Genomic DNA, 11821 nt, shown 5'->3' with positions numbered 1-11821 from the left:
CCCGGTCGCCCTCAGCCCTTGCGCCGCTGACGCGCGATCAGGCCCAGGAAGACAAGGCCGGCCGCGACGCTCGTGTGGCCGCTGTAGCTCACCAGTCCCAGGCCCCACCCCTGCGCGCCGACGACGACCGCCAGGCTCGCGAGCAGCAGCGCCCAGCCGATGATCCGCAGCGCGCGCGTCGCGTCTCGCGACAACGTCCGCTCAAGGACGTCCTGCTGGGCGCGCTCCGTCGCCATCGCCAGCGCGGCGAAGGCCCCGACGCAGATCAGCAGGCTGGCGAAGTGCGTCATCGCGCGCCCTCCACCGCCGCGGCGGTGTCGGCCGCTGGTCGTGCCGGCGTTCCGATGGCCCTCGCCCGGCCTGGCCGCGCGCCCTTGAGCCGATGCCGCGCCACACGCCTCGCCAGCCCGGCGAGCAGCGCCGCGAAGGCCAGTCCCACGAGCTCGACGCCGGCGAAGGCCCAGTCGCCCTGCGCCAGGCTGCGCCACAGCGGGCGATCCGTCGTCAGCGCATTGAGCACCGGCAGCAGCGCCAGGGCCGCGGCGCCCAGCGCGAACAGCTCGATCCAGGCGCGCCGGGGCGGCCGCAGCACCGCATGCGCCAGCGCCAGTGCCCAGACGATGAAGACGACGTGGATCTCCCACTCGCCGCGCCGCGACAGGTCCAGCGGCAGCAGGCGGTTGGCCCAGAGCATGGCCGCCATCGCCAGCGGCAGGCCGGCGATCGCGGCGATGTTGAGCCGCTCCACGATCCGGAAGCCCAGATGGGGCCGCTCCGGATCGGCCAGCTTCTGGCGTCGCTTGACCGTCCACATCACCAGGCCAGAGCCCACCATCGCGGTGCCGGCCAGGCTGACGAGGAAATACAGCCAGCGCGTCGCGCCATCGCCGAAGCGCCCCAGGTGCAGCCCGTACATCACGCCTCGCGTCTCGGCCGCCGCGCCCACGCCCTGCTTCTCCTCGACCACGCGACCGGAGACGCCGTCGAACAGCAGGTACTGGGGGCTCATCGACAAGCGCCCGCCCTCGCCGCGCGCGATCGCCACGCGCGCCGCCGCGTCGCCCGGATTGGCCGCGGTCACCCGCGCCACGCTGCCCGGGCCCCAGCGCCGCTCGGCCTCGCGCACCATCGCCTCGATCGACGCGAGCGGCGCCGCTTCGCCGGACGGCTTGGCCGGCTGGAGGAAGGCATTCATCTCCGAGGTCAGCTGACGCTTCATCGCCGGCGACTCGATGCCGGCCATTTCAGGCCACGGCATGTAGAGCGTCATCAGCGTCACCAGCCCGGTGTACGTGATCATCAGGTGAAAGGGCAGCCCGAACACCGACAGCGCGTTGTGCGCGTCCAGCCAGGACCGCTGGCCCTTCCCCCATCGGAAGGTGAAGAAGTCCGTGAAGATCTTCTTGTGGGTGATCACGCCGCTGACGATGGCCACCAGCATGAACATCGCCGCCAGCCCGGCCAGCCAGCGCCCCCAGGCCACCGGCATGTAATGGAACTGGAAGTGGAAGCGGTAGAAGAATTCACCGCCCGGCGTCTCGCGGGCCGCGACCTTGAGGCCGGTCTGCGGATCGAAGTTGGCGTCCTTGAAGGCACGCTTGGCGCCATCCTTGGGCGGCACGCGCCAGAAGGCGTTCGCGATCGGGTGGCGCTCGTCGGGCAGGCGCAGACTCCATTGGGTGGTGCCGGGCGCGACGGTCTCCAGCGTCTTGGCGATGCGTCCCGCCACGACGGCCGCCTCCGGCCGGTCGGCCTGGTGCGCGATCTCGGGCCGCATCCATTGCGACAGCTCTTCCTTGAAATAGCTGACCGTCCCGGTGAGGAACATCGCGAACAGGAACCAGCCCAGCAGCAATCCGGTCCAGATGTGCAGGTCGGACATCGTCTGCCGGAGGCCGCGCGGCGCGGCCGGGACGCGCGCTCCGGTACCGCTGGCGGCGTCGGGCGTGGCGTGAGGGGAAAGGTCAGGGGCGCTCATGGCGAGACGGCCGGCGCGGCGCCATGCCAGACGGACCACGCCAACGGCAGCAGCGGCAGCGCGGCCACCAGCAGGCCGATCCAGGCGCGGGTGGCGCTGCGCACGGCGAAGACCCACACGACCGCCGCGGCGTAGACCGCGAAGCTGCCCAGCATGCCGCCGATGACGGCCTGGATGCGGCTGACGGGCAGCGCCAGCACGGCGACGCTGGCCAGCGCGGCGAGCGCGTAACCGCCGCCCACCGCCGCGACGATGCGCGAGATCAAGGGCAGCACGGCCCGCAGCCGCGCCAGCCCGCCGGCGGAAGAGGCGCCGACGCGGCGCGCGGAGGGGGTCGGTGAGACGGTGACGTTCATGTCATCAGTGCGAACAGTTCTCAAATGAGAATTCCTCGCATCATAGTGGCGGAAACGCCTGGAAACGCGGTGCGGTCGGCTCGACTGGCGCTCCTCGCCCTATTCTTGTGGCGCTCCGGCCCGCCCGGGCCGAGACAGGCATAAGGGAGACAAGACATGCGAATTTCCGTTCGAGGCGGCCAGCGGCCGCTGCTCGCGCTGACCCTGGGAATGGCCGCGCTGCTGGCCGGCTGCAACGGCGACGGCGACGACGGCGGCGAGCCCGCCGCCACCTACCGCGCGGAGATCCGCCGCACCACGATGGGGGTGCCGCACATCAAGGCGCCGGACTGGGGAGGTGCCGGCTACGGCTACGGCTATGCGCAGGCCCAGGACGACCTGTGCACGATCGCCAACGCGATGCTGACCTTCCGCGGCGAGCGCTCCCGCCACTTCGGCGCCGACGCGACTATCCCCTTTCAGGGCACCATCGGCCAGCCGCGCAACCTCGATGCCGACTTCTATCACCGGCACGTGCTCAACGACGCGGTGATGCAGCGGCTCATCGCCGCGCAGCCGGACAAGCTCAAGCAGCTCGTGGCGGGTTTCGCTGCCGGCTACAACCGCTATGTCCGCGAGATCAAGGCCGGCGCCGAGCCTGGCGCCCACGCGGCCTGCCGCAACGAGGCCTGGGTCGTGCCGATCAGCGACACCGACGTCTTCCGGCGCCTGTACGCGGCGCACTTCGCGGCGGGCTACAGCAACTTCGTCGCGCCGATCGCCAACGCGACGCCGCCGGCCGCGGCCAGTCCGGCGACGGCTGCGGTGACAGCAACGGCGACGAAGGCGGCGCGCCCCTCCGGGCGGCTGCAACTGGCCATGGACCGCCTGCCGACCTTCCAGGTCGGCGGCCATGACGGCGTGGGCAGCAACATGATCGGCTTCGGCACCGCGGCCACCGGCGACGGCAGCCCGCTGCTGTTCGGCAATCCCCACTGGTACTGGCGCGGCCCGGATCGCTTCTACCAGGCGCACCTCACCATTCCGGGTGAACTCGACGTCGCCGGCACCTCCTTCCTGGCGGTGCCGGTCATCCAGATCGGCTACACCGACCACATCGCCTGGAGCCACACCGTGTCGACGGCGCGGCGCTACGGCCTGTTCCAGCTGACGCTGGTGCCCGGCGACCCGACCAGCTACCTGCGCGACGGCGTCGCGACGAAGATGACCGCCCGCGAGATCACCGTGCAGGTGAAGCAGGCCGACGGCAGCGTCACGCCAGTCACGCGCACGCTCTACGAGTCCCAGCACGGCCCGATCGTCAACCTCGGTGCGCTCAACGCGGCGCTGGGTTGGAACAGCAACACCGTCTTCGCGATCCGGGACATCAACGCGGAGAACTTCCGCGTGTTCCGCGTCTGGCTGCGCTGGAGCCAGGCCAGGACGCTGGACGAGGTGGCGACCATCCAGCGCGAGGAATCGGCCATCCCCTGGGTCAACACGGTGGCCGTGGCCCGGGGCGGCTCTCAGGCCTGGTACGCCGACATCGGCGCGATGCCCAACGTCGCGCCGTCGCAGCTCAGCAGCTGCGCGACCGCGCTGACGACAGCGCTCAGCGCGGCCCTGCCCCGCACACCGGTGCTCGACGGATCGCGGACCAGTTGCGACTGGCAGACCGATGCCGATTCCAAGCAGCCGGGGGCGCTTGGCACCTCCCGCATGCCCAGCCTGCTGCGTGACGACTACGTGCTCAACAGCAACGACAGCTACTGGCTCGCCAACGCGGCCGCGCCGCTCACCGGTTATCCGGACATCCTCGGGCCGGCCGGCACCGCGTCGATCAGCTTCCGCTCGCGGCTGGCGCACCTGCTGGTCCAGGATCGGCTGGCCGGCAGCGACGGCCTGGCCGGCAACAAGGCCACCAGCGAGACCGTGCGCGCGATGGTGATCAACAGCCGCGCGCTCACCGCGGAGCTGTTCAAGGACCAGGCGCTGGCGATGTTCTGCGCGCCGGCGACGACGATCGCGGTGACTGGCGACTCCGCCACCGGCGAGACCTTCAACCCGGCGCGCAACGTCGACCCCGCCGAGGCCTGCGCGGCGCTGCAGGCCTGGGATGGCAAGGGGCTGGTGGACTCGCGCGGCGCGCACCTGTGGGACGAGTTCTGGACCCGCGCGTCGCGGGTGCCCGAGGCCTCGCTGTTCCAGGTGCCCTTCAGCAGCGCCGATCCGCTGCGCACGCCGCGCGACCTGAATCCCGCGCTGCGGTCCACGCTGCTGCAGGCCTTCGGCGCGGCCATCCTGCGGGTGCATGCCAGTGGCTTCGCGCTGACGGCAACCCGGGGCGAAACGCTGTTCGCGACGCGCGGCACGGAGAAGATCCCGATGTTCGGCGGCTGCGGCGCGCAGGGCTACTTCACCGTGGCATGCTCGCTCAGCCGGCTCGACCAGGGCGGTTACGACCTCAACACGGCGACCAGCGCCAACAGCTACATGCAGGTGGTGCGTTTCCCCAGCGAGGGCGTCGAGGCCTACACCTTCCTCACCTTCTCGCAGAGCGACGATCCGGCGTCCCCGCACTTCAGCGACTACACGCGCGCCTACAGCGCGGGGCAGTGGCAGCGGATGCCGTTCTCCGAGGCCGACATCGCGAAGGACCCGGCCTTGGTGACGAAGACCATCAGCGAGTGATGCAGGCGCGGGACTGTCGTTTTCTCCCCGTCAGTCCTGCCTGCCAGTCTTCACGCCCCAGTCACATCGCTTGAACACGGCGTCAGCGAGGCTGACCTGAGCGTTCGCCTCCTCATCCGAGATGCGCTCGTCCAGGCGATAGTCAGCACGCAGTCGAAGCGCTCGCAAGGTGCCAAGTTGCCGAGCCAACCACTCCGAGCGCTTCACCTGATCCTTGCTGCAACGCTTGTCGGGGCGCTGCAAACGTTCGATCAGTTGCTGGTGGACACCCTTTGTGCTGGATCGGGTCTTGCCGGGCTCCGGCAGCGTCCTCTCCCATTCGCGACAACAGTGATAACAGGCGTAGTACGCCCGCCCCACCAGCGCTCGGAACACGGCCTCCTCCGGCACGGCCAGGCCCTTGGCCTGGTTCAGCAGATCACGATGGGAGATCGGCATGCGTGTCTCCTCGCGTCGTCTGCCCGAGCTCTTCGGCGCGCTCACGCAAACGCCGGAGGTCTTCTTCGGTCCACGCCCCCGAGAACGAAAACGTGAACCCGGGGCGGCACATCTCCAACTCGCAGAGCCACCACGTCAACGCATCGTCCAGGTCAGCCGCCACATGGTGCGGTGCATCGAGGCGCAGGATGTAGCGCATCTGGACATCATCCGTGCCCTCGTCCAACACCCAGACGTCCACCGCCGGGCCATCGCAGATCGCGAGTCCGCGGCGCCGCACCATCTCCGCGGCCATCTGGACGGTTTCCATCATCGTGGTGCACGGGATGCCCCGGAACGCAACGATCTGATTCAGGATCTCCGCCAGCCAGTCCCCATCCAGGCTCGGCCGATCCGGGCGGGCAGTCGCCCTGACCGCGCTCGGCGCACCGAACATCGCACTCGGCTCGCACAAGACCGCGACCAGGTCGTCATAGCTCACCCGCGGGCGGCCCGCCAACGGCGGCAGATTCGCCACCACGGATCGCGCCCGCGCCAACTGCTCGTTCATCGTCATCGCTGCAACTCCTGCTTGCGGGACTCATCCCGGGAAGGCCAGCAGTTTCTGCGCGAAGACGCGTTTGTCGATTCCCTCGGAAGAGCGTTTCGTTGGGGGTCACTCAGACGAGTAGGCCATCCCCCTGCGCCGACGGGCCGTCCCGGCGCGTCAGCGCAGCGTCAGTCGGCAGCGGCCGGCGCGCTCAGTCCAGCGCCCGCAGCGGATGCTCCGCCGCCGGCCAGGGGCTGCGGAAGAAGGCCTCGACGTCGGCACGGCACACGTCCTCGACCCGCGCCGGATTCCACTTCGGCGCATGGTCCTTGTCGACCGCCAGCGCGCGCACGCCCTCCACCGTCTCGCTGGCCGCGCCGGGCCGCAGATGGAAGCAGTGGTGCACCAGGTCGCGTTCCATGCGCAGGTCGTCCGCCAGGCTCATCGCGCGCGCCCTCCGGATCTGCTCCAGCGTCACCGCCATCATCAGCGGTGAGCGCTTGCCCAGCGTCGCCAGCACCTGCTGCGCCCAGGGATCCGCATCCGCCGCCAGCGACGCGAACAGCGCCGGCACCGACGCCGCCGAGAAATGGCGGTTGATCAGCGCCCGCGCGTTCCAGTGCTCGGCCACCGGCGCCAGGTCCACGCGCTCCATCACCGTCGCCACGACATGCTCGGCGCTGTCCTGCGCGCCGGTCTTGAAGGCCGCGATGATCGCCGGCAGCTCGCTGCTGCGCACGAACACGTCGCCCAGGCCCAGCTCGATCGCATCGCCCGCGCCGATGACCTGGCCGGTCAGCGCCAGCCATTCGCCGCTGTGCCCCGGGCAGCGCGACAGGAAATAACCGCCGCCCACGTCCGGGAACAGGCCGATGTTGGTCTCGGGCATCGCCAGCTTCGAGTGCTCGGTCAGCACCCGCAGCTTGGCGCCCTGGCTGATCCCCATGCCGCCGCCCATCACCACGCCGTCCATCAGCGCGATGTAGGGCTTGGGGAACTGGTGGATCAGGTGGTTGAGCGCGTATTCCTCGGTGAAGAACGCGTCCAGCGCGGCGTCGCCCGCCAGCGCGGCCTGGTGGAAGAAGCGGATGTCGCCGCCGGCGCAGAAGGCCGCGGGCTTGCCCTCGCGCCCCGCGCCCAGCACCGCCACGGCCTGGATGCGCGGATCGTCGCGCCAGGCGCTCAGCAGCACGGTCATGTCGCGGATCATGGCCAGCGACAGCGCATTGAGCGCCTGCGGACGGTTCAAGGTGATCAGGCCGAGGCAGCCATTGACCTCGGCCAGGACCAGTCCTTCGGATTGCAGCGACGGAATCACAACGACATCTCTCCACTCTTGGAAGCGGCCGGGCGGCGCCAGGCGCCCAGCAGCTCATTGCCAATCAACGCGGCCAGCACCATAACACCGCCGAGCAGCGCCGCCGGGGACGGCGCCTCCCCCGCGATCAGCCAGGCCCAGAGCACCCCCAGCAGCACTTCCATCAGGCCCAGCAGCGCCACCTCCGCCGCCGGCAGCACCCGCGTCAGGCGCACGACGATCAGGCAGGGCACGGCGAGCTGGAACACGCCCAGCCCGGCCAGCAGCAGCAGGTCGCGGCCGGAGGCCTCGAAGGGCCAGGCCAGCGGCAGCGTCGCGGCGGCCGACAGCATCGCGCCCAGCCACACGGCCGGCAGCAGGTCCGTCGCGCCGTCGCCGGCCCGCGCCTGCAGCAGCGTCCAGTTGCTCGCCGCCGCCACCGGCACGGCCAGCGCCACGCCCATGCCCAGCCAGGCGTGGGCGCCGGCGCGCATCTCGCTCGCGAACATCCAGGCGATGCCGGCGCTCGCGATCCAGATCGCGACCCAGGTCCGCGCCGCCAGGCGCTGATGCAGGAACACGCGCGCGAACAGCGCCGTCAGCAAGGGCCCCAGTGCCATCGTCACCAGCACGTTGGCCACGCCGGTCATCGTCAGCGCCAGCATGAAGGCGGTGTACATCACCGCCCAGCACAGGCCCGAGCCCAGCACCGACGGCGAGCACCGCAGCCGCGGCAGCGCCTGGCGCCAGTAGTCGCGCCCGCGCAGCATCGGCAGCAGCAGCGTCAGCGCCAGCGCGTTGAAGGCGCTGCGCCAGAAGGTCACTTCGAAGCCGCGCGCCGAGTCCAGGTGGCGCGACACCGCGCCGGCGCTGCTCCACAGCAGCGTCACCAGCAGCATCAGCAGGACGGCGGATCGATGGCGCATCGGTCGTTCCAGGCGCGGGCGCGTCATTCGTCGCGGTAGATGCCCACGAGCGGCTCGCCGCCGGCCTCGACCCAGCCGCGGTACATGCCCTCGGTGTTGAAGCCCAGCCAGACATTGCCCAGCCCGTCGACGGCGATCAGGCCGCCGTCGCCGCCGACCTGGGGCAGCTCGTCGAAGACGACGCGCGCGCAGGCCTCGGCCAGCGGCAGTCCGCCGATGCGCATCAGCGCGCCCACCTCGTGCGCGGCGGCGGCGCGGATGAAGGCCTCGCCCGTGCCGGTGCACGAGACCGCCACGCTGCGATCGTCGGCATAGCAGCCCGCGCCCGGGATCGGCGAATCGCCCACGCGCCCCGGCCGCTTGTTGGTCATGCCGCCGGTGGAGGTCGCGGCGGCCAGGTGGCCGGCGGCGTCGCGCACGACCGCGCCGACGGTGCCGAACTTGGTCCGGTCGTCGATCGGGCCGCCCGGCTCCGGCGCGGCGGCCTGCGCATCGGCCGCCATGGCCGACTGCCCGTCGTGATCGAGCACCTGCCCCTGTGCGAGCGCCCTCGCCTGCCGCAGCTGCGCCAGGCGCTGCGGCGTGCCGAACCAGGTCGGCGCGACGCGCTCCAGGCCCTGGTCGAACGCGAAGGTCTCGGCGGCCGGGCCGATCAGCAGCACATGGCCGCTGTGGTCCATCACCGCGCGCGCCGCGAGCACCGGGTTGCGCACCCGCGTCACGCCGGCGACCGCGCCCGCCGCGCGGTCGCGCCCGTCCATCACGCTGGCGTCCAGTTCATGGCGCTCGTCGGCGGTGTAGACCGCGCCCTTGCCAGCGTTGAAAAGCTCGCACTCCTCGAGCCGGCGCACCGCCTCGACCGCGACGTCCATCGCCGCGTCGCCGCGCGCGAGCTGCCGGGCGCCGTCGGCCAGGATCGCCGTCAGCGCGGCGCGGTAGGCCGCTTCCATCGCGGCGCTCATGCGGTCGCGGCGGATGGTTCCGGCGCCGCCATGGAGGGCGAGCACGGGGCGCGGCAGGGCGGTCGGGAAGGCAGCGGTCATGGCGTGGCGGCGGCGGAGCGGGAACCGGGAAGCCGCGCATTCTCGCGCGGCTCGGGCATGTCCCTGGGCTTGTCCCGGTCGGGACAGGGCAAAAGCGAACGCTCGTGCTAAAACCCCGCGCAGCTCACCGACAGCGCCGACCGCGCCCACCACGCGCCAGAGCGCCGGCCCGACATCGAAGACCGCAGGAGACACGCATGGACCTCAACTTCACGCCCGAGGAGCAGGCCTTCCGGGCCGACATCCGCCGCTGGGTGGCCGAGCACCTGCCCCAGGACATCAGCCACAAGGTGCACAACGCGCTGCGCCTTAACAAGGACGATCTGCAGCGCTGGGCCCGCATCCTGGGCAAGCAGGGCTGGCACGGCTGGGCCTGGCCCAGGCAGTTCGGCGGGCCGGGCTGGAACGCGGTGCAGCGCCATCTCTTCGAAGAGGAATGCGCCCTGGCCGGCGCGCCGCGCGTGGTGCCCTTCGGACCGGTGATGGTGGCGCCGGTGATCATGGCCTTCGGCTCGCGCGAGCAGCAGGAGCGCCACCTCCCGGGGATCATGAGCGGCGACGTCTGGTGGAGCCAGGGCTACAGCGAACCGGGCTCGGGCTCGGACCTGGCCTCGGTGAAGACCCGCGCCGAGCGCCGGGGCGACAAGTACATCGTCAACGGCCAGAAGACCTGGACCACGCTGGGCCAGTACGGCGACTGGATCTTCTGCCTCGTGCGCACCGACGCCTCGGTCAAGCCGCAGGCCGGCATCTCCTTCCTGCTGATCGACATGAAGTCGCCCGGCGTGACCGTGCGGCCGATCATCATGCTCGACGGCGAGCACGAGGTGAACGAGGTGTTCTTCGACAACGTCGAGGTCCCCGCGGAGAACCTGGTCGGCGAGGAGAACAAGGGCTGGACCTACGCCAAGTACCTGCTCGCGCACGAGCGCACCAACATCGCCGACGTGAACCGCGCCAAGCGCGAGCTGGAGCGGCTCAAGCGCATCGCCAAGGCCGAAGGGCTGCTCGGCGGCGATCGCGAGGACGCACGTTTCCGCGACCAGATCGCGCTGCTGGAGGTGGACATCGTCGCGCTGGAGATGATGGTGCTGCGGGTGCTCTCGGCCGAGAGCAGCGGCAAGCAGTCGCTGGACGTGGCGGGGCTGCTGAAGATCCGCGGCAGCGAGATCCAGCAGCGCTACACCGAGCTGATGATGCTGGCCGCCGGCCCCTACGCGACGCCCTTCATCCACGAGGCCATGGAGGCCGGCTGGCAGGGCGACCACGTCGGCGCGGCCCATTGCGCGCCGCTCGCGAGCCACTACTTCAACTATCGCAAGACGACGATCTACGGCGGCTCCAACGAGGTGCAGCGCAACATCGTCGCGCAGACCGTGCTGGGCTGAGGCAGGAGACAGGACATGGATTTCGATTTCACCGAAGACCAGAACTCGCTGCGCGACGCGGTGCGGCGCTACGTCGACAAGGATTACGGCTTCGAGCAGCGCCGCGCGATCGTCCGCGCGGGCGGCTTCTCGCGCGAGGTCTGGAACGCCCTGGCCGGCCTGGGCCTGACCGCGCTGGCGGTGCCCGAGGCCCACGGCGGCCTGGGCTTCGGCCCGGTCGAGGCGATGGTCGTCATGGAGGAACTGGGCCGCGGCCTGGTGATGGAGCCGTATGCGCAGGGCGGGCTGGTCGCGCCGGCGGTGCTGGCGCAGTCCGGCGAGGACGCGCAGGGCGAGTGGCTGCCGCGCATCGCGGGCGGCGAGGCGCTGGTCGTGCTCGCGCACCAGGAGCGCCGCGCGCGCTACCGGCTCGAGGTCTGCGACACGCTGGCCACGGCGGATCACCGGCTCACCGGCCTGAAGAGCGTGGTGCCGGCCGGCGACACGGCCGACGCCTTCATCGTGCCGGCGCGCGCCGGCGGCGCCGACGCGGGCATCGCGCTGTACCTGGTCGCCAAGGAGGCTGCCGGCGTCGCGCTGCGCGGTTATGCGCTGCACGACGGCTCGCGCGCCGCCGAGCTGACGCTGCAGGACACGCCCGCCACGCTGCTGGTCGGTCCCGATCGTGGCCTTGCGGTGCTGGAACACGCCGTCGACATCGCCATCGCGGCGCAGGCGGCGGAGGCGGTCGGCGCGATGGACCGCTTCGTCGCGCTGACGGCGGAATACCTGAACACGCGCAAGCAGTTCGGCGTCGCCATCGCCAGCTTCCAGGCGCTGCGCCATCGCATGGCCGACATCAAGATGCAGCTGGAGCTGGCGCGCTCGATGAGCTACTTCGCCACGCTCAAGCTGGGCGAGCCAGCCGAGGCACGCCGCCGCGCGGTTTCGCAGGCCAAGGTGCAGCTCGGCCAGGCGATGCGCTTCGTCGGCCAGCAGTGCATCCAGCTGCATGGCGGCATCGGCGTGACCGACGAGTATGTCGGCAGCCATTACTTCAAGCGGCTCACGCTCATGGAGATGCAGTACGGCGATTCGCTGCATCACCTGGGCGAGGTCAGCCGCCGCATGCAGGACACGGCCGGCGTCTTCGCCTGACACCTGACACCGCCCGGCGGCGGCCCCTACACTCGGCGAGCCTCGCTGCCTTCGCAGCA

11 protein-coding genes are annotated in these 11821 nt (G+C 71.0%); 3 read left to right on the top strand and 8 right to left on the bottom strand.

Annotation, left to right across the window (positions count from 1 at the left end; genetic code table 11):
* Positions 1-11 precede the first annotated feature (11 nt).
* The 3 genes from BM393_RS06300 to BM393_RS06290 all read right to left on the bottom strand — a co-directional run bounded on the left by BM393_RS06300 (position 12) and on the right by BM393_RS06290 (position 2334).
* Complete coding sequence (locus BM393_RS06300; RefSeq protein ID WP_091723607.1) at positions 12-290, bottom strand: DUF3325 domain-containing protein; 279 nt, start codon at positions 288-290, stop codon at positions 12-14.
* Positions 287-1882: a PepSY-associated TM helix domain-containing protein gene (locus BM393_RS06295; protein WP_310732146.1), complete on the bottom strand. Its 1596-nt coding sequence runs from the start codon at positions 1880-1882 to the stop codon at positions 287-289. Before BM393_RS06295 ends, BM393_RS06300 begins: the two co-directional genes overlap by 4 nt.
* Positions 1883-1974: 92 nt before the next feature.
* Positions 1975-2334, bottom strand: a complete 360-nt coding sequence (locus BM393_RS06290; RefSeq protein ID WP_091723602.1) for a DUF3649 domain-containing protein — start codon at positions 2332-2334, stop codon at positions 1975-1977.
* Positions 2335-2490: 156 nt separating this feature from the next.
* Between BM393_RS06290 and BM393_RS06285 the strand changes: the two genes are divergently transcribed.
* Positions 2491-5004, top strand: a complete 2514-nt coding sequence (locus BM393_RS06285; protein WP_091723599.1) for a penicillin acylase family protein — start codon at positions 2491-2493, stop codon at positions 5002-5004.
* A gap of 30 nt (positions 5005-5034) precedes the next feature.
* On the opposite strand, the gene BM393_RS06280 is transcribed toward BM393_RS06285, so the two are convergent.
* The 5 genes from BM393_RS06280 to BM393_RS06260 all read right to left on the bottom strand — a co-directional run bounded on the left by BM393_RS06280 (position 5035) and on the right by BM393_RS06260 (position 9237).
* On the bottom strand, positions 5035-5442 hold the full coding sequence (locus tag BM393_RS06280) for a hypothetical protein (protein WP_091723597.1): 408 nt from the start codon (positions 5440-5442) through the stop codon (positions 5035-5037).
* Positions 5423-5998: a hypothetical protein gene (locus BM393_RS06275; protein ID WP_091723594.1), complete on the bottom strand. Its 576-nt coding sequence runs from the start codon at positions 5996-5998 to the stop codon at positions 5423-5425. Before BM393_RS06275 ends, BM393_RS06280 begins: the two co-directional genes overlap by 20 nt.
* 184 nt (positions 5999-6182) lie before the next feature.
* Positions 6183-7289 (bottom strand): enoyl-CoA hydratase/isomerase family protein, encoded by a 1107-nt coding sequence (locus BM393_RS06270; RefSeq protein ID WP_091723591.1) that lies wholly within the window; start codon positions 7287-7289, stop codon positions 6183-6185.
* Positions 7286-8194: a DMT family transporter gene (locus BM393_RS06265; protein WP_091723589.1), complete on the bottom strand. Its 909-nt coding sequence runs from the start codon at positions 8192-8194 to the stop codon at positions 7286-7288. The genes BM393_RS06270 and BM393_RS06265 overlap by 4 nt, the downstream gene beginning before the upstream one ends.
* A 23-nt stretch (positions 8195-8217) precedes the next feature.
* Positions 8218-9237 carry an isoaspartyl peptidase/L-asparaginase family protein gene (locus BM393_RS06260; protein ID WP_254783226.1) on the bottom strand — a complete coding sequence of 340 codons (1020 nt, stop codon included), beginning with the start codon at positions 9235-9237 and terminating at the stop codon, positions 8218-8220.
* Positions 9238-9434: 197 nt separating this feature from the next.
* Between BM393_RS06260 and BM393_RS06255 the strand changes: the two genes are divergently transcribed.
* A complete protein-coding gene (locus tag BM393_RS06255) occupies positions 9435-10625 on the top strand; it encodes an acyl-CoA dehydrogenase family protein (RefSeq protein ID WP_091723586.1) in 1191 nt (396 codons plus the stop codon).
* A gap of 15 nt (positions 10626-10640) precedes the next feature.
* Complete coding sequence (locus BM393_RS06250; protein WP_091723584.1) at positions 10641-11762, top strand: acyl-CoA dehydrogenase family protein; 1122 nt, start codon at positions 10641-10643, stop codon at positions 11760-11762.
* Positions 11763-11821 lie beyond the last annotated feature (59 nt).

It is taken from the genome of Mitsuaria sp. PDC51, from assembly GCF_900113225.1.
Lineage (GTDB): Bacteria > Pseudomonadota > Gammaproteobacteria > Burkholderiales > Burkholderiaceae_C > Roseateles.
The sequence above is the reverse complement of the archived record's forward strand: the minus strand, read 5'-3'. Positions and strand labels throughout refer to the sequence as shown.

Excerpts from the sequence above, each read along its gene's own strand:
- BM393_RS06300 (WP_091723607.1), bottom strand. The coding sequence starts at position 290 with ATGACGCACTTCGCCAGCCTGCTGATCTGCGTCGGGGCCTTCGCCGCG.
- BM393_RS06275 (WP_091723594.1), bottom strand. The coding sequence starts at position 5,998 with ATGACGATGAACGAGCAGTTGGCGCGGGCGCGATCCGTGGTGGCGAAT.
- BM393_RS06255 (WP_091723586.1), top strand. The coding sequence starts at position 9,435 with ATGGACCTCAACTTCACGCCCGAGGAGCAGGCCTTCCGGGCCGACATC.
- BM393_RS06250 (WP_091723584.1), top strand. The coding sequence starts at position 10,641 with ATGGATTTCGATTTCACCGAAGACCAGAACTCGCTGCGCGACGCGGTG.
- BM393_RS06265 (WP_091723589.1), bottom strand. The coding sequence starts at position 8,194 with ATGCGCCATCGATCCGCCGTCCTGCTGATGCTGCTGGTGACGCTGCTG.
- BM393_RS06285 (WP_091723599.1), top strand. The coding sequence starts at position 2,491 with ATGCGAATTTCCGTTCGAGGCGGCCAGCGGCCGCTGCTCGCGCTGACC.
- BM393_RS06260 (WP_254783226.1), bottom strand. The coding sequence starts at position 9,237 with ATGACCGCTGCCTTCCCGACCGCCCTGCCGCGCCCCGTGCTCGCCCTC.
- BM393_RS06280 (WP_091723597.1), bottom strand. The coding sequence starts at position 5,442 with ATGCCGATCTCCCATCGTGATCTGCTGAACCAGGCCAAGGGCCTGGCC.
- BM393_RS06290 (WP_091723602.1), bottom strand. The coding sequence starts at position 2,334 with ATGAACGTCACCGTCTCACCGACCCCCTCCGCGCGCCGCGTCGGCGCC.
- BM393_RS06295 (WP_310732146.1), bottom strand. The coding sequence starts at position 1,882 with ATGTCCGACCTGCACATCTGGACCGGATTGCTGCTGGGCTGGTTCCTG.